Source organism: Gordonia aquimaris, assembly GCF_026262595.1.
GTDB lineage: Bacteria > Actinomycetota > Actinomycetes > Mycobacteriales > Mycobacteriaceae > Gordonia > Gordonia tangerina.
Genome location: NZ_JAPKFM010000030.1, coordinates 26,096 through 45,659 on the forward strand (window position 1 = coordinate 26,096; position 19,564 = coordinate 45,659).

The 19,564-nt window shown below is 68.5% G+C and carries 17 protein-coding genes; 12 read left to right on the forward strand and 5 right to left on the reverse strand.

Annotated features, from left to right (window positions below):
- Positions 1–72: 72 nt before the first annotated feature.
- A complete protein-coding gene (locus OSB52_RS21445) occupies positions 73–1,185 on the forward strand; it encodes a M24 family metallopeptidase (protein WP_235724805.1) in 1,113 nt (370 codons plus the stop codon).
- A 20-nt stretch (positions 1,186–1,205) separates the two neighbouring features.
- On the opposite strand, the gene OSB52_RS21450 is transcribed toward OSB52_RS21445, so the two are convergent.
- Positions 1,206–1,607: a PPOX class F420-dependent oxidoreductase gene (locus tag OSB52_RS21450; RefSeq protein ID WP_235724804.1), complete on the reverse strand. Its 402-nt coding sequence runs from the start codon at positions 1,605–1,607 to the stop codon at positions 1,206–1,208.
- 37 nt (positions 1,608–1,644) lie between these two features.
- Here OSB52_RS21450 and dprE2 point away from each other — a divergent pair, with 37 nt between their 5' ends.
- The 4 genes from dprE2 to OSB52_RS21470 are packed head-to-tail and all read left to right on the forward strand — an operon-like array spanning position 1,645 to position 5,159.
- A complete protein-coding gene (dprE2, locus tag OSB52_RS21455; RefSeq protein WP_235724802.1) occupies positions 1,645–2,412 on the forward strand; it encodes a decaprenylphospho-beta-D-erythro-pentofuranosid-2-ulose 2-reductase in 768 nt (255 codons plus the stop codon).
- Positions 2,391–3,602 carry a precorrin-6y C5,15-methyltransferase (decarboxylating) subunit CbiE gene (gene cbiE, locus OSB52_RS21460; RefSeq protein ID WP_235724801.1) on the forward strand — a complete coding sequence of 404 codons (1,212 nt, stop codon included), beginning with the start codon at positions 2,391–2,393 and terminating at the stop codon, positions 3,600–3,602. Before dprE2 ends, cbiE begins: the two co-directional genes overlap by 22 nt.
- Entirely contained in the window at positions 3,599–4,366 is a 768-nt protein-coding gene (locus OSB52_RS21465) for a cobalt-precorrin-4/precorrin-4 C(11)-methyltransferase (RefSeq protein WP_235724799.1), read from the forward strand. Before cbiE ends, OSB52_RS21465 begins: the two co-directional genes overlap by 4 nt.
- The gene (locus OSB52_RS21470) at positions 4,359–5,159 is read left to right on the forward strand and encodes a cobalt-precorrin-6A reductase (protein ID WP_266063445.1); all 801 of its coding nucleotides are present in this window, start codon (positions 4,359–4,361) and stop codon (positions 5,157–5,159) included. The genes OSB52_RS21465 and OSB52_RS21470 overlap by 8 nt, the downstream gene beginning before the upstream one ends.
- Before the next feature lie 146 nt (positions 5,160–5,305).
- On the opposite strand, the gene OSB52_RS21475 is transcribed toward OSB52_RS21470, so the two are convergent.
- The 3 genes from OSB52_RS21475 to OSB52_RS21485 are packed head-to-tail and all read right to left on the reverse strand — an operon-like array spanning position 5,306 to position 8,680.
- Positions 5,306–6,793 (reverse strand): precorrin-2 C(20)-methyltransferase, encoded by a 1,488-nt coding sequence (locus OSB52_RS21475; RefSeq protein ID WP_266063446.1) that lies wholly within the window; start codon positions 6,791–6,793, stop codon positions 5,306–5,308.
- 2 nt (positions 6,794–6,795) lie between these two features.
- Complete coding sequence (locus tag OSB52_RS21480) at positions 6,796–7,419, reverse strand: precorrin-8X methylmutase (protein ID WP_266063447.1); 624 nt, start codon at positions 7,417–7,419, stop codon at positions 6,796–6,798.
- A gap of 13 nt (positions 7,420–7,432) precedes the next feature.
- The gene (locus OSB52_RS21485) at positions 7,433–8,680 is read right to left on the reverse strand and encodes a ferredoxin-like domain-containing protein (RefSeq protein WP_266063448.1); all 1,248 of its coding nucleotides are present in this window, start codon (positions 8,678–8,680) and stop codon (positions 7,433–7,435) included.
- Positions 8,681–8,897: 217 nt separating this feature from the next.
- Between OSB52_RS21485 and cobN the strand changes: the two genes are divergently transcribed.
- The 5 genes from cobN (at position 8,898) to OSB52_RS21510 (ending at position 17,423) form a co-directional block, all read left to right on the forward strand.
- Positions 8,898–12,518, forward strand: coding sequence for a cobaltochelatase subunit CobN (gene cobN, locus OSB52_RS21490; RefSeq protein ID WP_266063449.1), 3,621 nt, complete (start codon positions 8,898–8,900; stop codon positions 12,516–12,518).
- Positions 12,519–12,651: 133 nt separating this feature from the next.
- Positions 12,652–13,155 (forward strand): FxsA family protein, encoded by a 504-nt coding sequence (locus OSB52_RS21495; RefSeq protein ID WP_235724791.1) that lies wholly within the window; start codon positions 12,652–12,654, stop codon positions 13,153–13,155.
- 36 nt (positions 13,156–13,191) lie between these two features.
- Positions 13,192–14,832, forward strand: coding sequence for an amidohydrolase (locus OSB52_RS21500; RefSeq protein ID WP_235724790.1), 1,641 nt, complete (start codon positions 13,192–13,194; stop codon positions 14,830–14,832).
- Between the two features lie 32 nt (positions 14,833–14,864).
- A complete protein-coding gene (gene lnt, locus OSB52_RS21505) occupies positions 14,865–16,511 on the forward strand; it encodes an apolipoprotein N-acyltransferase (RefSeq protein WP_235724882.1) in 1,647 nt (548 codons plus the stop codon).
- Positions 16,512–16,598: 87 nt separating this feature from the next.
- A complete protein-coding gene (locus OSB52_RS21510) occupies positions 16,599–17,423 on the forward strand; it encodes a polyprenol monophosphomannose synthase (protein ID WP_372475154.1) in 825 nt (274 codons plus the stop codon).
- A gap of 81 nt (positions 17,424–17,504) precedes the next feature.
- On the opposite strand, the gene OSB52_RS21515 is transcribed toward OSB52_RS21510, so the two are convergent.
- A complete protein-coding gene (locus OSB52_RS21515; protein WP_160902307.1) occupies positions 17,505–17,849 on the reverse strand; it encodes an RNA polymerase-binding protein RbpA in 345 nt (114 codons plus the stop codon).
- 176 nt (positions 17,850–18,025) lie between these two features.
- Between OSB52_RS21515 and OSB52_RS21520 the strand changes: the two genes are divergently transcribed.
- Both OSB52_RS21520 and OSB52_RS21525 read left to right on the forward strand, forming a co-directional pair.
- Positions 18,026–18,358 (forward strand): hypothetical protein, encoded by a 333-nt coding sequence (locus OSB52_RS21520; RefSeq protein WP_372475152.1) that lies wholly within the window; start codon positions 18,026–18,028, stop codon positions 18,356–18,358.
- Positions 18,355–19,521 carry a DUF475 domain-containing protein gene (locus tag OSB52_RS21525; protein ID WP_266063450.1) on the forward strand — a complete coding sequence of 389 codons (1,167 nt, stop codon included), beginning with the start codon at positions 18,355–18,357 and terminating at the stop codon, positions 19,519–19,521. Before OSB52_RS21520 ends, OSB52_RS21525 begins: the two co-directional genes overlap by 4 nt.
- Positions 19,522–19,564 lie beyond the last annotated feature (43 nt).

The following is a 19,564-nucleotide window of genomic DNA, read 5'->3' on the forward strand; positions in this document are numbered from 1 at the left end:
TCTGTCATGGTCGGATGCGCCGTGGCCCGGCATGCGTGACGTGACACCGACCGGCGCCGGTAGGCTGCGCCCATGGCCTACCGCTTTGCTTCGGATGTGTACCGACACCGGCTCGATCGCGCCCGCACCCTCACCCGGGCCGCCGGTCTCGATGCGCTGGTCGTGTCCACCGGACCGGATCTGCGCTACCTCACCGGTTCGCGCGCCGACACCTTCGAACGCCTCACCGCACTGGTGGTGCCGGCCGATGCGGACCCGCGACTCGTCGTCGCGCGACTCGAGTTGGCATCGGTGCGGGATTCGGCGCTGGCCGACCTCAACATCGAGATGGCAGCCTGGGTCGACGGCGAGGACCCCTATGCGATGGCTCTGGCGGGACTGCCCGCAGCCGCCCGCGTCGCGGTCTGCGACACCATGCCGGCATTGCATGTCGTGCCGATCGCCGCTCGCACCGGTGCCATACCCGCCCTGGCCACTGACGTGCTGCGAGAGCTGCGAATGACCAAGGACACCAGCGAGATCGACGCGTTGCGACACGCGGGCGCAGCCATCGACCGGGTGCACGCCCGCATGGGGGAGTGGCTCATTCCCGGGCGCACCGAACGCGCCGTGGCCGACGACATCCGCGCCGCGATCCTCGACGAGGGGCACAGCGAGGCGGCGTTCATCATCGTCGGTTCGGGGCCGCATGGCGCAGATCCGCACCACGAGTTCTCCGACCGGGTGATCGAGGGTGACGACATCGTGGTCATCGACATCGGCGGACCGGTCGACCCGGGCTACAACTCGGACTCCACCCGCACCTACTGTTTCCGCGCACCCGCCGCCGATGTGGCGGATGCGTATGCGGCGCTTCAGGAGGCCCAGCGCAAGGCTGTCGAGGCGGTGCGGCCCGGCGTCACCGCCGAGGCGATCGATGCCGTTGCCCGTGACCATCTGCGCGACCACGGTCTCGGCGACGCCTTCATTCACCGGACTGGCCACGGGATCGGGTTGTCGGTGCACGAGGAGCCGTACATCGTGCGCGGCAACGACATCGAACTGCGGGCCGGGATGGCGTTCAGCGTGGAGCCGGGAATCTACTTCGACGGACGCTGGGGAGCGCGCATCGAGGACATCGTCGTGGTGACCGAGGACGGCTGCGAACCGATGAACACCCGGCCGCACGACCTCCAGGTGCTGTGAGGCTCGCGAAAGCGGTCACATCACGCGAACATCCGCGAGGAGCCCAGCACCTTCGTCACCGTGATCTCGATGACCACGCGGCGCGGATTGGGCTTCGGCTCGCGATAGCGCTCGGCATAGCGTCGCTCGGCCTCCCGAACGCGATCCGGCTCGCGTCGAACCACCGCCTCGCCCTCCAACGTCAGCCAGCGCGGCCCTTCGATGTTGGTCACCGCGACCCGGCGGGTGCGTTCGACGTTGCGCACCTTCTGGTTGCCGTCGGAGGTGATGACGCGCGCCAGCCCGTGCTCGCCGTCCCAGGTGAACCCCACCGCCACCACATGCGGTGAACCGTCGGCGCGCAGCGTCGCCAACGTCGCGAGGTGACGTTCGGCGAGGAACTCGGTGGCGGCGATTCCCAGGTCTGCAGCGGAGCGGGTCATGGCTGCAACGCTAGCGGGCGATGCGATACTGACAGCCATGGCCCCGACTTCGACGCCCGCGACGATCGTCTTGTTCGGTGGCCGCAGTGAGATCGGGGTGGCGCTGGCCCGCGAACTCGGCGCCGGCCGGCAGGTCGTGCTCGCCGCCCGCCGCCCCGACGATCTAGAGCCCCAGACAGCGCAACTGCTCGCTGCCGGCGCCGCCGCCGTGCACACCGTCGCCTTCGACGCCGATGACACCGACGCGCATCCGGAGCTCGTCGGCGAGATCGCCGCCCGATACGGTCCCATCGAGGCCGCGATCATCGCGTTCGGCATTCTCGGAGATCAGGCACGTGCGGAGACCGACACCGCGCACGCGCTGCAGATCGCGCACACCGACTACTTCGCGCAGATCAGCGTGCTCACCCCCCTCGCTCAGGTGCTACGAGCGCAGGCCTCCGGGACGCTCATCGTGTTCTCGTCGGTCGCCGGAATCCGTACTCGCCGAGCCAACTACGTGTACGGATCCACCAAGGCGGGGCTCGACGGCTTCGCGAGCGGGCTGGCAGATGCGCTACACGGCAGCGGTGCCCGCCTGCTGTTGGCCCGGCCGGGCTTCGTCATCGGGGAGATGACCAAGGACTTGATGGCCGCCGGCGTCAAGCCGGCACCGTTCTCGGTCGACGCCGAACGGGTGGCCGTCGACGTCGCCCGCGCCTATCGGCGCGGCCGCGGGGAAGTGTGGATTCCGGCGATCCTGCGTCCGGTGTTCGTGGGCATGCGACTGTTGCCGCGCGCGATATGGCGGAGGCTGCCCCGGTGACCGGCACGTTTGTGGTGGTCGGCATCGGCGCCGACGGATGGGAGGGCCTCGGACGCCGCGCGCGCGACGAACTCGCCGGCGCCGAGATCATCATCGGGTCGCACCGACAGCTGGACCTGTTACCCGACCTGCCGGCGCGTACCGAGGCGTGGACATCGCCGATGAGCACCCACCTGAACCGGTTGATCACCGACGAAGACGACGGTGTGCGGCATATCCTGGCCAGCGGCGATCCGATGTTTCACGGCGTGGGCACCACCCTCGTGCGCGCTGTCGGCTCCGATCGTGTCCGGGTGCTGCCCACGGTGTCGAGTGCCGCGCTCGCCTGCGCACGGCTGGGCTGGGATCTGACCGACGTGCAGGTGGTCAGCCTCGTCACCCACGACGTGGCGACCCTGAGCGCCGAACTCGACGACGATCGAGAACTACTCATCCTCAGCCGAGACGACACCACCCCGCACGAGGTGGCGAAACTGTTGACCGCCAACGGCTTCGGCTGGTCATCGATGACAGTTCTGGAGCAGCTCGGCGGACCCGACGAGCGAGTCATGCGTGGCGTCGCCCGCACGTGGGTCGAACCGCCCGGAGATCGCCTGAACATCATCGCGATCGGCTGCGTCGGCCCCCACCGGTCGCGGGCTCCCGGGCGACCCGACGACGGCTACGACCACGACGGTCAGATCACCAAACAACCCATCCGCGCCCTCACCGTCTCGGCCCTCGCACCCAGTCGGCGACAACTGCTGTGGGATATCGGTTCAGGGTCGGGCAGCGTGGCCATCGAATGGCTCAGGGCCGAACCGACCGGGCGAGCGATGGCCTTCGAGATCGATGCCGAACGCCGACAGCGACTTCACGACAACGCCGTCCGGCACGGTGTGCACGAGCGGCTCACGGTCCGTGGTGCCGCGCCATCGGACTGCGCCACCGCCCCGGAGCCCGATGCCGTCTTCATCGGCGGCGGACTCGACGACGACCTGCTCACCGCAGTGTGGGAACTGGCCCCGAGCGGGGGGCGGCTCGTCGCCAATGCTGTGACGCTGGAAAATCAAACGCTGCTCACCGAATGGTATGCGCGACATGGTGGATCGCTGCGACGCCACATGGTGGAGACGGCCGCGGCACTGGGCTCGATGACCACCTGGCGGCCCGCCCTGCCGATCGTGCAGTGGGTGGTGGACCGCCCGTGACCCTCTACGTCATCGGCGCCGGTCCCGGCGCCGCCGATCTCATCACGGTCCGCGGCGCGGAAGTCCTCGGCCGGTGTCAGACCTGCCTGTATGCCGGTTCGTTGGTCCCCACCGAACTGCTCGACCGGTGCCCACCGGGCGCCGACCTCATCGACACCGCACGAATGCCCCTGTCACAGATCGTGTCCCACATCGTCGACGCGCACACAGCCGGTCACGACGTCGCCCGTCTACACTCCGGCGACCCGTCGTTGTATTCGGCGATGACCGAGCAGCGACGTGCGCTCGCCGCGCACCGGATACCCGTGGAGGTCGTGCCCGGCGTACCCGCTTTCGCCGCCGCCGCGGCAGCCCTCGACGCCGAACTCACCGTCCCAGGGGTGGGCCAGAGCCTGCTCATCACGCGGGTGTCGACATTGTCGACCGACATGCCACCGGGGGAGGAACTCGACCGCCTCGCGGCAACCGGCGTCACCCTGGCTCTGCATCTCGCCGCGCACCGTGCAACGGAGATCGCCGATATCCTGGCTGTCCACTACGGCAAGCACTGTCCCACGGCCACCGTGGCCTTCGCCAGCCGCCCGGACCAGCAGATCGTGCGGTGCCCGCTCGACGAGTTGCCGGATGCGCTGGCGGCCGCGGGGATCCGGCGGACCGCGGTGATCTTCGTCGGCAACATCCTCGACCCGGACTCGCAGCCTGGCCTCAGCGAGAGCTACCTCTACTCACAAGCCCGGATGACCAAGCTGCGCACCGATGGCTGACCGGCCCGTCCTGCTTCTGGGCGGGACCGCCGAGGCGCGTTCGCTCGCCGCGGACCTGCACGCCGCCGGCATCCCGGTCGTGAGTTCCCTGGCGGGTCGGGTGCGTGACCCGCGGCTTCCGGTCGGGCCGGTGCGGATCGGCGGGTTCGGCGGAGTCGAGGGCCTCGTCGGATGGCTACGTGAGCACGACGTCGCCGCCGTCGTCGATGCCACGCATCCGTTCGCCCGGACCATGTCCGAGCATGCGGCGGGTGCTGCCGAACAACTGGGCACACCGTTGCTGCGGCTGCGCCGGCCGGCATGGCAGCCATCCGAGAGTGACCGGTGGGAGCAGGTGGCCGACATCGGCGAAGCCGCACGCGCGGTCGCCGACCGCACAGTCGCCCATCTCGCGGGGGTGGACCCGTCTGGGATGGACTCGGCTGGGCGGCGTCTTCGGGTCTTGCTCACCACCGGACGTCAGGACGTGGGCGTATTCGCCGACAATGCCGACGCCTGGTTTCTCATCCGGGTGGTCGATCCGCCGACCTGCCCACTTCCGCCGCGCCATCAGATTGTCCGGTCGCGGGGCCCCTACGACCTGAGCGGTGAGCTGACGTTGTTGCGCGAGAATTCGATCGACGTCCTGGTCACCAAGAACAGCGGAGGAGATCTGACCCGAGCGAAGCTCACCGCGGCCGCCGAGCTCGGTGTGCCGGTGGTGATGGTGCAGCGGCCACCCGAACCGGCTCTGGGCACCGCGGTGCACACTGCGGCGGCGGCCAAGGAGTGGATCGCGCACCTGAATGCATGATCCCGCTCCGCGGACGGTCGGCGACAAGCCGTCTGCAATTGCGTGTATACCCAGTCGACGGAAAACAGCGCCCGGTCAACGGACAACAGCGCCCAGTCAACGGAAAACGGCACCCACTCGACGAGGCAGGAGCGGGGCGAGGTGGGTCAGGCGTCGTGGCGCCGTGGGGTGTAGGTCAGATCGCCACCGGAGCGGCTGACCACCGTGGTGGCCGGCGACCCGATGATCAGCAACGTGCGCATGTCGACGACCGCCGGGTCGAGTGCTCCGACCGTGGTGGTGCACAACGATTCCTCCGGCCCGCCGACGTCGCGTCCGAGTACCACGACCCGGTCATCGGACACCATTTCCCGCAGCACCTCGCGCAGCCGAGCGACCTGCCAGGTGCGGGCGGCCGAACCGGGGTTGTAGATCGCCACCACGAGGTCGGCACCCACCGCAGCACGAAGCCGATGCTCGATCATGTCCCACGGTTTGAGGCGATCGGACAGGGAGATCACCGCGTAGTCATGACCGAGCGGGGCGCCCACCGCCGCCGCGACCGCGTTCGCGGCCGTGACACCTGGTTGGACGCGGACCGGCACGTCATGCCAGCGGGACTCGGCCGCGACCTCCGCGACGGCGCTGGCCATCGCGAACACCCCGGGATCGCCCGAGGACACCACGGCAACGCGCGCGCCGCGGGCGGCGAGATCGAGCGCGAATGCCGCGCGTTCGGCTTCCACCCGGTTGTCGCTGGCGTGAATCCGCTGGCCCGGTCGCGGGGTGACCCGCGCGAGATAGGTCTTGTATCCGACGAGGTCGGTTGCCAGCGCCAGTTCCACCTGCACTGCCGGTGTGGTGTGTTCGTCGGCGCCGGGACCGAGTCCCACCACCACGACCTCACCGCGCCCCGAGGCTTCGTCGTGGCGTGGGTTGTTGCGTGGCCCGGGCACCACGATCATCGAGAAGTACGGCACCTCTTCAGGGTTCACCTCCGAGACCGGAAGTACACGTTGCACCCGGGTGGAGGCACGTTCGACGTACCACGCCTCGTCGAGCCGACCGGCCGACTCGAGGGCATCGCGCACCCGCGTGAACGTCCGGCCCAGCTTCATCACCGCGATCGCCTCGGCCGTGCGGAACCGGGAGATCAGCGCCTGCGAACCCAGCGTGCCCGGCACCACGGTCAGCGTCTCCTCGCCCTCCACCAACGGGATGCCCACCGCGGCCGACGAGGCACTGACCGAGGTCACGCCGGGGATGATCTCCGCGTCGAACTCACCGGCGAGCCGCTTGTGCATATGCATGTACGAACTGAAGAACAACGGATCCCCCTCGGCGAGGAGGACCACATCACGGCCGGCCCGCAGGTGGCCGGCGAGTCGTTCGGCACTGGCCGCGTAGAAGTCGCGCAGCGCCCCGTCATAGCCGCCGGGATGGTCCGTGCCCTCGGTGGTCACCGGGTACATCAGACGTTCCTCGAGCTGCCCGTCACGCAGATAGGGCTGCGCCACCGAGCGGGCGATGCTGTTGCCGTGACGTGCGCAGTGATAGGCGACGACATCCGCGGATTCGATCACCCGGGCGGCCTTGACGGTCACCAGTTCGCTGTCGCCGGGGCCCAGTCCGATGCCCCAGAGTTTTCCGCTCATCGTCACTCCTCGGGACTCGCGAGCGCATTGACCGCCGCGGCGGTGATGGCCGAGCCACCGCGCCGGCCGGTCACCGTGATGAATTCGAGGTCCTCGCGCGCTGCCAGCGCCGCGCAGGATTCTGCGGCGCCGACGAATCCGACCGGCGCACCCACGATCGCGGCCGGCCGGGGCGCACCGGCGTCGATCATGTCGAGCAATGCGAACAGTGCGGTGGGCGCATTGCCGATCGCAACCACCGCGCCCGCCAGGCTGGGCCGCCAGAACTCCAGGGCGGCTGCGGTTCGGGTGGTTCCGAGCTGTTCGGCGAGGCTCGGCAGCGTCGGTTCGGACAGATGGCACCGAACGTCGTTGTCGGCGGGCAGACGCTTGCGGGTGATCCCGGAGGCGACCATCGATGCGTCGCAGAGGATGGGCGCCCCACCGCGCAACGCCGTTCGCGCTGCGCGGACCACGCCGTCGGTCGCGACCACGTTGTCGGTGAGGTCGGTCTGGCCGCAGGCATGGATCATCCGGACCACCACGCCCGCCACGTCGGGGGAGAACGCGGACAGATCAGACTCCGCACGAATGGTGGCAAAGGACTGGCGATAGATCGCGGGGCCGTCACGCAGGTAGTCGGTCATGGTGCGCTAGAGCCTATCGACGGGCGGAGCGGTACTCGCCGTCGGGACCGGCCTGAACGAACTCGTGCGGCCCGGTGGGCGAACCGCAGCCACGCGGGCAACCCACCCAGTGCTCGCGGTCGTCGACGGGGTCGCCGGACCGCACTCGGGCCAGTAGGTCATCTCGCACCGGGGCGTGCGACTTCGCGCAACCCGGCGCACCCACACAGCAGGTCACCCGCACCCACGGCGAGGACGCGTCGAAGATCAACCCCATCGGCGCGAGCACGCGGACCCCCGTCTCCGCCACCCCCTCATCGAGATCACACAACAGGATCTCGCGATCGGGGGTGAGCACGATCGGGGCGTCGACGGCGGCCAGGAATTCGGCCAATCGGGCCGGCAATCGACCCAGTTCCACCACTGCGCCCAACAGGACCTGACCGTCGTCCTGGTCGAACCATCCGACGACTGGCGCCGCCGGTTCGTGGTCGAATGAGCCACCGACGGGCGGAGCCAAACGGGCACGCGCCCGGCTCTCGAGGCGAGTGCGCTCATCTACGGCGAGGTCACCGACCCGCCAGGCGTTCGGATCGATGTCACGCATGTCGAGCGCGATCTCACACATCGCCGCCACGATGGGATCGATGCCGCGTGCCGAACCGACCGGTACGCCGCCCACGACCAGGTCCGCCCCGATCAGGTCGGCAGGGTTCGGGTCGGCAGGGTTCGGATCTGTAGGGCTTTGATCTGCAGCCGGTAGGTGCGGGCCGACGTCACCTCCGGCGTCCGGTGTCGCGGTTTCGCGCACCACCGCGCAGACGTCGGGCCGACGCCCGGCGACGTCGCCGCGGCCGTCGTCGACGCCGAACAGGAAACGACCCGAGAGGCTCGTCGCCCATGCGTCGGCCCGCAGTCGCGCATCGAGTGCGTCGGCGATCGGCGCAGCGTCCACCAACCCGCCGATCCGGCCCGTCAATGGGCTCAGGGCGATGTTGCGGATCTTGTCATGGGCACCACTGGGTGCCAGACCCGCCGCGACGACCTCGCCGGCCACGCCGTCGACATCGTTGATGCCCCGGATCTGCAGGTTCGCGCGCGCGGTGAGCTCGAGAAAACCATCACCGAACTCGGCTGCGGAATGTGCGAGTCGCTGCAACTGGTCGGGACGCAGCCGTCCACCCGTTAACCGGATCCGGGCGACGGCGCCATCTGCCGCCGAGTGGGTGTCGAACACCCCTGGGCAGCGGTCGGCGGCGGTACGACGGTCGGCTTCGGGCACATCCTCCAGGGTAGGCGCCTGCACTGCGGGTCACTGTCCTAGGCTGAACGCATCGAGGGCGGCAGAAGCCGGTGGGAGTCCGGCACGGTCGCGCCACTGTGACGGCCGGAAGGCCGGAGTCAGACCTACCCCCTCGCCGCACCACACGCCAACACCCCACAGAGCCCGAATCCGGGCTCCACGACGCACCGGGCGCGCCTCCCGGCGAGGAGATCTGATGATCCTGCTGCTCTCGACCTCGGACACCGACCTCATCACCGCTGCCGCGAGCGGCGCGGAGCTGCGCGGTGCCAACCCCTCCCGGATCCTCGTAGAGGACATCGACGAGCTCGCGGCCGGGACCGATCTCATCGTCGTCCGGATTCTCGGGGGTGTCCGGGCGTGGGAGGACGGCCTGGCCGCGGTCGCGGCAACAGGAAAACCACTGGTGGTGTGCTCGGGTGAACAGCAGCCCGATCCCGACCTGATGGCGCGATCGACGGTGCCTGCCGGGGTGGTGGCGCAAGCACACAACTATCTGGCCGCCGGGGGCGTGGCGAACTTCGTCAACCTGCACAACTTCCTGTCCGACACAGTGCTCCTGACCGGCATCGGTTTCGAGTCGCCCGCGCAGACACCGGCCTGGGGCGTGCTCGATCGCGCCGCGGCGACACCCGATACGAGCGCGCCGACCGTTGCCGTGCTGTACTACCGCGCCCAGCACCTCGCCGGGAACACGAAATACGTCGATGCCCTCTGCGCAGCGATCGAGGCCAAGGGCGCGCGGGCGCTGCCGATCTTCTGTGCGTCGCTGCGAACCGCACCCGACGATCTGATCGAGCTGCTCGGTACCGCCGACGCGCTGGTCGTCACCGTGCTCGCTGCGGGCGGTGCCACCCCCGCGACCGCAGCCGCCGGTGGAGACGACGACGCCTGGAACATCGAGCGCCTGGCCGCGCTGGACGTCCCGATCCTGCAGGGCTTGTGTTTGACGAGTTCGCGCGCCGACTGGGCGGCCACGGACGACGGCTTGTCGCCGCTGGACGTGGCCACTCAGGTCGCGGTACCCGAGTTCGACGGCCGCATCATCACCGTGCCGTTCTCGTTCAAGGAGTTCGACGACGACGGGCTGCCCTGGTACCAGCCCGACCACGAGCGGTGCGCGCGGGTGGCCGGTATCGCGGTCGCCCATGCCCGACTACGCCACACGGCACCCGCCGACCGCCGCATCGCCCTGATGCTGTCGGCCTATCCGACCAAACACGCGCGGATCGGCAACGCGGTGGGACTTGACACCCCACGCAGCCTGCTGCATCTGCTGGACGCCTTGCGCTCCGCGGGATACGACATCGGGCCGGGTCAGGGACCCGACGCTATCCCGGGCCTCGCCGAGGCCGACTCCGACGCACTGATCCACGCGATCATCGAGGCCGGGGGACAGGATTCGGACTGGCTCACCGAGGAAACCCTGGCCGCCAACCCGATCCGGGTGTCGGCCGCGGACTATCGCCGGTGGTTCGCCACGCTCGGAGAGCCATTGCGTTCCGCGGTCGAGGAGCATTGGGGTCCGGCCCCGGGCGAACTGTTCGTCGACCGCTCGGTCAACCCGGACGGCGACATCGTCGTCGCGGCGATGCGGTTCGGCAACATCGTGCTGATGGTGCAGCCGCCCCGCGGATTCGGCGAGAATCCGGTGGCGATCTACCACGACCCGGATCTTCCTCCGTCGCACCACTACCTGGCGTCGTACCGGTGGCTCACCGGCCGAGCACCCGGCGAGATCGACGGCTTCGGCGCAGACGCCATCGTGCACGTGGGCAAGCACGGCAACCTGGAGTGGCTGCCCGGCAAGACGCTGGGCATGTCGGCCGACTGCGGTACCGACGCCGCACTCGGTGACGTCCCGATGATCTATCCGTTCCTCGTCAACGATCCCGGCGAGGGCACCCAGGCCAAGCGCCGCGCGCACGCCGTGCTCGTCGACCACCTCATCCCGCCGATGGCGCGGGCCGAAACGTATGGCGACATCGCCCGCCTCGAGCAGCTGCTCGACGAACACGCCAACATCTCCGCACTCGATCCGGCCAAGCTCCCGGCGATCCGTCAGCAGATCTGGACCCTGCTCACCGCCGCCAAGATGGATCATGACCTCGGACTGACCGAACGCCCCGACGAGGAGGTGTTCGACGACATGCTGCTGCACGTGGACGGCTGGTTGTGTGAGATCAAGGACGTCCAGATCCGCGACGGCCTGCATGTGCTCGGGCAGGCACCGACCGATGACAACGAGGTCGACCTGGTGCTCGCGATGCTGCGGGCCCGTCAGATCTGGGGCGGCGCCCAGTCATTGCCGGGATTGCGTGAGGCACTCGGACTCGCCGAAGACGGCTCGGCCGCCCGGGGCAGCGTCGACGACATCGAGACCACCGCGCGCACGCTGGTCGCCACGTGCGCCAAGGATGACTGGTCACCGGCGTCGGTCGCCGATGCTGCTGCCGAGCACCCGGCCGCGGTCGCCGACGTCCTGTCGTTTGCAGCCACCGAGGTGGTTCCGCGGCTGCGTCAGACCCGCCGCGAAATCGATCAGGTGCTGCGGGCACTCGACGGCCGCTTCATCGAAGCCGGTCCCAGCGGTTCACCGCTGCGAGGTCTGATCAACGTCTTGCCGACCGGTCGCAATTTCTACTCGGTCGATCCCAAGGCGGTGCCCTCCCGGCTGGCGTGGGAGACCGGCCGCGCGCTGGCCGACTCGCTGCTGACGCGCTACCTCGACGATCACGGCACCTATCCGGCCTCGGTGGGCCTGTCGGTGTGGGGTACCAGCGCGATGCGCACCTCCGGCGACGACATCGCCGAGGTGCTCGCCCTGCTCGGCGTGATGCCGGTCTGGGATGAGGCGTCGCGCCGGGTGTCGGACCTGGAGCTGATCGGGCTCGAGGAACTCGGTCGGCCGCGTATCGACGTCACCGTCCGCATCTCGGGCTTCTTCCGCGATGCCTTCCCGCACGTGGTCACCATGCTCGACGACGCAGTCGCGCTGGCCGCGGCCGCCGACGAACCCGACGAGCAGAACTTCGTCGCGGCCCACGTGCGCTCGGCCACCGCCGAACACGGTGACCGGCGACGGGCGCAGACCCGCATCTTCGGGTCCAAGCCGGGTACCTATGGGGCCGGTCTGCTCCAGCTGATCGACTCCCGCGAATGGCGTAGCGACGCCGACCTCGCCCAGGTCTACACGGAGTGGGGTGGCTACGCCTACGGGCGTGACCTGGCGGGAGTCCCGGCAGTCGAGGACATGCGCGCCGCCTACCGCCGCATCGCGGTGGCCGCCAAGAACACCGACACCCGCGAACACGACATCGCCGATTCCGACGATTACTTCCAGTACCACGGCGGCATGGTCGCCACGGTACGCGCGCTGACGGGCAACGATCCGGACGCCTACATCGGTGACAGCACGCGGCCGGACTCGGTGCGCACGCGCACGCTGTCGGAGGAGACCAGCCGCGTCTTCCGGGCCCGCGTGATCAATCCCCGCTGGATCTCGGCCATGCAGCGCCACGGCTACAAGGGTGCGTTCGAGATGGCGGCGACCGTGGACTACCTGTTCGGATACGACGCCACCACCAATGTGGTCGCCGACTGGATGTACGAGAAGCTCACCGAGTCCTACGTCCTTGACGAGGACAATCAGCGGTTCATGCAGCAGTCGAATCCGTGGGCTCTGCACGGCATCGCCGAACGACTCCTCGAGGCGGTGGAACGGGATCTCTGGGAGGCGCCACCGGCAGAGATGCTCGATCGGTTGCGGCAGGTGTACCTGCAGACCGAAGGTGATATCGAGGGCCGCGACGGCTGAGGCCGACCGCTCCGGATCGAGAAAATCGGTCGAATCGGGAGAGAACCACCGCACTGCGTCGTTGTACCCATCAGAGAGACACCCACCGACGGGTGGTCGGTGTGCGGATGGTCCCGGGAAGGCAGTGCTGAAGATGCGAATGCTGTTAGTGATCGCCTATATCGCGATCGAGATCGGCGCATTCGTCGCGATGACCCACTTCCTCGGTTTCGGCTGGGCAGTGCTCATCACGGTGGGCGCAGTCGCGGCGGGCCTGCTGCTCCTGCGGCAGCAGGGACGTAAGGTCTTCGCTCAACTGCGACGGGCCTCGCGCAACGAGGTCGACCCACGTGGGCCGCTCACCGACACCGCGCTGCTGGCCGGGGCGACGATGCTGATGGTGATCCCGGGCGTCGTCTCGACGGCGGCGGGCCTGCTGCTCCTGATTCCGCCCGTGCGGCGGGCCCTGCGCCCGGTGGTGGCCGCGGCGGGCGCCAAGAGTTTCGCCGCGAGCATGGATCGAGCCGGGCTGTATGCCTCGGGTATCTATGTGCGCGGTGGCACTGTCGTCGACGGAACCGTGGTGGACTCCGAGGCGACGGTTTCGACACCGCCGAGGACCAACCCCGATGACCGTCGGCTGCCGCGGGGCCACTGACCCGTCCCGACCCGTGGCAGGGCACACTGGACGACCGTGACCACGGAATTGCTTCTCGGTGGAGCTGTGTATTCGCCGTCCGCTCCCGATGCGACGGCAATGGCCGTCACCGACGGCGTCGTCGTCTGGGTGGGCAGTGACGAAGTCGGCCGGGCGTTGCATCCCGATGCACAGATCATCGACCTCGGCGGCCGCTTCGTGTCCCCGGGTTTCGTCGACTCCCACGTGCACCTGACCTCCACCGGACTCGCATTGGCGGGGCTGGCCCTCAGCGGCACCACTGACCGATCGGATTGTCTGCGCCGGGTTGCCGAGTACGCCGCCGGCACCGACGAGGGCGATTTGATCTGGGGTCTCGGGTGGGACGATTCGTCGTGGTCGGGCACCGATCCCGATGATCGCCGGTTTCCGACGACGACCGAGATCGACGCGGTGGTCGGCAACCTCCCCACCTATCTCGCACGGATCGACGAGCACTCGGCAGTCGCGTCGAGCGCGCTGCGACGCCTGGTGCCCGATCTGGCCGATGCTGCCGGTTATCACCCCGAAGAGCCGCTGGTCGCCGAAGCCCACCATCTGGTCCGTGGCGCTGCTCGCCAGTTGGTGACGGCCGCGCAGCGCGCCCGCGCGCAACGGCGTGCGCTCGACCATGCCGCGGCACACGGGGTGGTGGCCGTTCACGAGAACGGCGGTCCCGACATCAGTGGGCTCGACGACTTCCTCGCCCTCGCCGATCTCGATCACCCGATGGAGGTGCGCCGATACTGGGGTCAGCCGGTCGGCAGCGCCGATCATGCCCGCGAGCTCCTGGCCATCAGTCGTGCCGACGCGCTGGCCGGTGACCTCTTCATCGACGGGGCGTTCGGCTCGCACACCGCATGGCTGACCGAGCCCTATCACGATGAACCCGGGCAGACCGGTATCAGCTATCTCGACTACGCGACGATCCGCGACCACATCCGGGCCTGCACCGACATCGGCATCCAAGCCGGTTTCCACGTGATCGGGGACGCCGCCACTGCGTCGGTGGTGGCGGCATTTGACGAACTCGCCGCCGAACTGGGCACTCCGGCGCTGGCGCGATGTGCGCACCGCATCGAGCACGCCGAGATGGTCTCTGACCAGCAGGCCGCGGTCCTCGCGCGCTGTGGCGTCGTCGCGAGCATGCAGCCGCAGTTCGATGCGGCCTGGGGCGGCAGTGGTGACCTGTATGAACAGCGGCTGGGACGTGCGCGGGCGGTGGGGCTGAACAACTTCGCCGGACACGCCCGGCAGGGCGTCGTCCTGTCGTTCTCCTCCGACGCACCGGTCACCCCGATCGACCCGTGGTCGTCGATCCGCGCGGCGGTCCATCATCATCAACCGCACAATGCGATCTCGGCACGCGGCGCGTTTGCCGCGGCGACCCGGGGCGGCTGGCGCGCCGCAGGGGTCAACGACGGGCTCACCGGCACCCTGGTGCCTGGGGCTCCGGCGAGCTACGCGGTGTGGGATATCGACGATCTCGTGGTCGCGGGGTCGCGTGCGAGTGTGCAGCGGTGGTCCACCGACCCGCGATCGCGGGTCCCGGCACTGCCCGACATCGCGCCCGATGCGCGCCTGCCCCGCTGCGTGCGGACCGTGCACCGCGACGACGTGCTGTTCGACATCGGGGTCCTCGACGGCGGCGGGACGTGACCGGCGGCCGGTGGCGACCCGGCTCCGATCGGATGATCCTGCTGCTGCGGACACTGGTCGCCGTGGTCGCCGGTATCGCGATGTGGGCGGCCTTCCCACCGCGCAACCTCTGGTTCCTGGCCGTCGTCGGCCTCGGACTGCTCGCCGCTGTTCTCGGTACCGGACGTCCGCGCGCCCGTACCGGACTGTGGCTCGGCTTCGTGTTCGGAGCGGCATTCTTCGTGCCATTGCTGCCCTGGATCGGCGTGTATGTCGGGCCGCTGCCGTGGCTCGCGCTCGCCGCCGCCCTGGCCGTCTACACCGCCCTGTTCGGACTCATCGCCGTGGTCAGCATGCGGCTACCCGTGCCTCCGGTCTGGTTCACCCTGTCGTGGCTACTGGTGGAGGCATTACGGTCGGCGTTCCCGTTCGGCGGCTTTCCCTGGGGGAGGACTGCGTTCAGCCAGGTCGACGGCCCGCTGCTGCCGTTGGCCTCGGTTGCGGGCGCGCCGGGGCTCTCGGCCGCCGTCGCGTTGTTGGGTGCCTCGATCGTCTGGTTGTGTCAGGTGATGATCCGGGCGGTCCGCGACGGTGAGCATCATGGCCGCCGCACCGTCCGCACCGCGGCGATCGCCGTGGTGTTGGCCCTTGTCGGTCCGGTGGCCGCCATCGCGCTGACACCGGACACCGTCGATCGCAATGTGGCATCGGCATCGGTGCGTGTCGCGGCGGTGCAGGGCAACGTCCCGCGCCTCGGTCTGGATTTCAACGCCCAGCGTCGCGCGGTCCTCGACAATCACGTCCGGCAAACCGAGATGCTCGCGGCGGCGGTCCGCGCAGGCACCGCCGATCAACCTGATTTCGTGGCGTGGCCGGAGAACGCATCCGACATCTCTCCGCTCACCAACCCGGACGCGGCGGCAGAGATCACCGCGGCGTCGGTGTCGGTGGGCGCACCGATCCTGGTCGGCACTCTGGTCATGAACCCCGACGGCCATTACACGAACACGGTGCTGGTGTGGGATCAACAACGCGGTCCGGTCGACCGGTACGACAAACACATCATCCAGCCGTTCGGCGAGTACCTGCCGTGGCGTGGCTTCTTCCGCCTGTTCTCGTCTTATGCGGACCTCGCGGGTGATTTTCGGCCGGGTTCGGGGTCCTCGAGTCTCACCGTGCCGGGACGGTCGGGATCGGTGCAGGTAGGAGTGTCGACATGTTGGGAGGTGGCCTTCGACCGGTCGGCGCGCAAGGCGGTCGATGACGGCGCGCAGATTCTCTACATCCCGACCAACAACGCGACCTTCGGACGCACCGAGATGACCTACCAGCAGTTGGCCATGTCCCAGGTGCGTGCGGTCGAACACGGCCGCGCCGCCGTCGTGGCCGCGACGAGCGGCGTCAGCGCGATCATCGACCCCGACGGGATGATCATCGCAGAGAGCGGGATCTTCACGCCGGCGGTGTTGTCGAGTCGGCTTCCGTTGCACAACGACCGCACGCTCGCGACGCGGCTGGGGGACTGGCCTCTCACCGTGGCCATCGTGATCGCGGTCATCGGGTTTTTGTTCGCGGTGAGACGGCATACTAGGTTCTCTCTGAGGTGGTTCACGGCGGGCGCACGCCGCGCGCGTGGACGAGCACCCGAGGCGACGCAAACGGAATCGACAGCGACGCAGAATTGGACGGCACAGGGTTGAACGCCCCACGGTCGAACACCACAGGATCAACCACCGCAGGATCGACCACCACAGGATCGACCACTGCGGGACTGAACGAGGAGCTCGGTGGCATTGGGTGAACCGACAGCCGGTGATGGACAACCGGAGAACGGCGCGGACGCGACGGCGCCCGGCGTCGTCGGCCCGTACGGCGAACGCGCGCTGGTGGTGATCCCGACTTTCAACGAGCGGGAGAACCTACCCGTCATCGTCGAACGCCTGCACGCGGCCCTGCCCGGCATCCACCTCCTGGTGGTCGACGATTCCAGTCCCGACGGTACCGGCGAGGTGGCCGACGGTCTCGCCGCCGAGGATGCGCGCAACCGAGTCCACGTGCTGCACCGGGTCGAGAAGGACGGCCTCGGCAAGGCCTACCTGGCCGGCTTCGCGTGGGGTCTCGACCGTGACTACGCCACGATCATCGAGATGGATGCCGACGGGAGTCACGCTCCCGAGCAGCTCCACCGCCTGCTCGACGCCGTCAACGACGGTGCCGATCTGGTGATCGGGTCACGCTATGTTCCCGGTGGCCAGTTGGTGAACTGGCCACGTCATCGTGAGATGTTGTCCCGAGGAGCCAACACCTACGCGCGACTGGCGCTCGGTGCCAGGGTGCACGACATCACCGCCGGCTTCCGTGCCTACCGCCGCCAGGTGCTCGACAAGATCGAACTCGACACCGTCGAGTCGGCCGGTTACTGCTTCCAGATCGACTTGGCCTGGCGGGCCGTCCGCGCGGGGTTCGACGTCCGAGAGGTACCGATCACCTTCACCGAACGCGAGATCGGGGAGTCGAAGATGAGCGGTGGTGTGATGGGCGAGGCGTTCGTGATGGTAGCCCGGTGGGGGATCGAGAGCCGGATCGAACGGTTGCGCGGTCTGCGCCGCTGACCGAACCAACCGAGTGCACAGAAACGACAGAGGGCCGGGTGAACATCACCCGGCCCTCTGTTGCGTGTCGTCTGTACCGAATCAGTTCGTGACGCCCTTGCGCCGCTGCTTGAGCAGTTCGAGACGCTCGTTGAGCAGCACCTCGAGCTCTTCTTCCGAACGACGCTCGAGCAACATGTCCCAGTGCGTGCGCGGCGGCTTGGTCTTCTTCTCCTCGGGCTCGGCACCTTCCAGGATGGTGCCCTCCATGCCGTTCTTGCACGGCCACTTAGACGGCACCTCGGCGTCGTCGGCGAACGGGACGTCGAAGATCTCACCGTTGTCGGTCCGGTACTGGACGATGCGTCGTGGGGCGAGGTCGTGATCGCGATCGGTCTCGTAGCTCACCGCACCGAGTCGGCTACCCCGTAGCACTCGATCTGCCATTGACTTTCCTCTCAACATCTCGTCGGTCCGGGCGCAGCCGGACCCCCGCGCGTGACATTCACGCACGGCGATCCGGGCTGAACCGGCGCTGAACACGACCATTCTACGCGTTCGGCCCCGATCGGCGGGGACGCCACGTCCCACACCCGCCCACGGGCCCCGGTACGGTCTACTCCGTGGACGACCCCCGCCGACGGCCCTATTCCTGCGCGTGGTGCGGTCGCAGCATGATCGACTCCGACCTCGGTCGTCGCCGCAAGTACTGCAAACGTTCGTGTAGGCAACGTGCCTACGAACAAAGAGCGCTCACACAGGGCACTTCTATTCCCGACGACGCGGTCATCCTCACCTCGGCCGAGGCGGACGCATTCGGTGACCGCATGTTCGCGCTACGCTGCGCCGCCGAGGACCTGGTGACCGCTGTGGCCGAATGCGCCGACACCCCGACGCTGCAATCGCTGACCGACGACCTGCTCGGCCTGGCCCGCGAAGCCGAGCGCCTGCGGTGATCGTCCGGGTCTTCGGGCTGTCGGTTCTCGTCAGTCTCGCCGCATTGGCTGCCGCCTTCCTGTACCGGGGCTGGACCGGACTGGCGTTGTGCGCCATCCTCGGCATCCTCGAAGTGTCGTTGTCCTTCGACAACGCCGTGATCAACGCGACGGTGCTGGAACGGATGAGTCTGTTCTGGCAACGGATGTTCTTGACGGTGGGCATAGTGATCGCCGTGTTCGGCATGCGTCTGCTGTTCCCGCTGGCCATCGTCTGGATCACCGGGGGCCTCGCCCCGGCCGAGGCGTTCCGGCTCGCGATGAATCCGCCGCCCGATGGTGCCGACCATTTCCCTGATGGCAGCCCGAGCTATGAGGCGATCCTGTTGGAGGCCCACCCGCAGATCGCCGCATTCGGCGGCATGTTCCTGCTGCTGCTGTTCCTCAATTTCGTTCTCAGCAACCGTGACCTGACGTGGCTGTCGTGGATCGAGCGGCCACTGGGGCAGCTCGGTCGTCTCGATCAGCTCGCCGTCGTGATCGCGATGGTGGTTCTGGTGGTGGTGGCAGAGTATCTGTCACCTGACGACTCACGGGCCACCGTGCTGATCTCAGGTCTACTGGGAGCGGTCACCTACCTCCTCGTCGATGGCCTCAGCTCGTTGTTCCAACGTCGCCAACCCGGTGTGTTCGGCGGTTCGCCCGACGACGGGCCGGGCGACGCGTCTGCGATGGATACCGATACGTCGACACGTACGGGTCGCGATCCCCACCCCACCACGGTGGCGGTGGGCAAGGCCGGATTCTTCTTGTTCCTCTACCTCGAGGTACTCGATGCGTCGTTCTCGTTCGACGGAGTCATCGGCGCGTTCGCCATCACCCCGGACCCCATCCTGATCGCGCTCGGGCTGGGGTTCATCGGCGCGATGTTCGTCCGCTCGATCACCATCTATCTCGTTCGGCAGGGCACATTGGGCCAGTACCGCTATCTGGAGCACGGCGCGCACTGGGCGATCGGGGCACTTGCGGTCATCCTTCTTCTCAGCATCCAGATCGAGGTCAACGAGGTGGTCACGGGCTTGGTCGGAGTGGCGTTCATCAGCGCTGCGATGGCGAGCAGTGTGCGCGCGAACCGCTGTGACGGCCGCCGCCGCTCCGATCACGAGGCTGCCGGCACCCACTGACCGCCCGTGACCCACATCGGGGCGGAGCCCTCCGGCCGGCGGA

What these genes read in the sequence shown, in the direction of transcription:
- dprE2 (WP_235724802.1), top strand. Translation starts at nt 1,645, where the DNA reads ATGGCCCCGACTTCGACGCCCGCGACGATCGTCTTGTTCGGTGGCCGC.
- OSB52_RS21470 (WP_266063445.1), top strand. Translation starts at nt 4,359, where the DNA reads ATGGCTGACCGGCCCGTCCTGCTTCTGGGCGGGACCGCCGAGGCGCGT.
- OSB52_RS21480 (WP_266063447.1), bottom strand. Translation starts at nt 7,419, where the DNA reads ATGACCGACTACCTGCGTGACGGCCCCGCGATCTATCGCCAGTCCTTT.
- OSB52_RS21475 (WP_266063446.1), bottom strand. Translation starts at nt 6,793, where the DNA reads ATGAGCGGAAAACTCTGGGGCATCGGACTGGGCCCCGGCGACAGCGAA.
- OSB52_RS21495 (WP_235724791.1), top strand. Translation starts at nt 12,652, where the DNA reads ATGCGAATGCTGTTAGTGATCGCCTATATCGCGATCGAGATCGGCGCA.
- OSB52_RS21445 (WP_235724805.1), top strand. Translation starts at nt 73, where the DNA reads ATGGCCTACCGCTTTGCTTCGGATGTGTACCGACACCGGCTCGATCGC.
- cbiE (WP_235724801.1), top strand. Translation starts at nt 2,391, where the DNA reads ATGGCGGAGGCTGCCCCGGTGACCGGCACGTTTGTGGTGGTCGGCATC.
- OSB52_RS21450 (WP_235724804.1), bottom strand. Translation starts at nt 1,607, where the DNA reads ATGACCCGCTCCGCTGCAGACCTGGGAATCGCCGCCACCGAGTTCCTC.
- lnt (WP_235724882.1), top strand. Translation starts at nt 14,865, where the DNA reads ATGATCCTGCTGCTGCGGACACTGGTCGCCGTGGTCGCCGGTATCGCG.
- cobN (WP_266063449.1), top strand. Translation starts at nt 8,898, where the DNA reads ATGATCCTGCTGCTCTCGACCTCGGACACCGACCTCATCACCGCTGCC.
- OSB52_RS21515 (WP_160902307.1), bottom strand. Translation starts at nt 17,849, where the DNA reads ATGGCAGATCGAGTGCTACGGGGTAGCCGACTCGGTGCGGTGAGCTAC.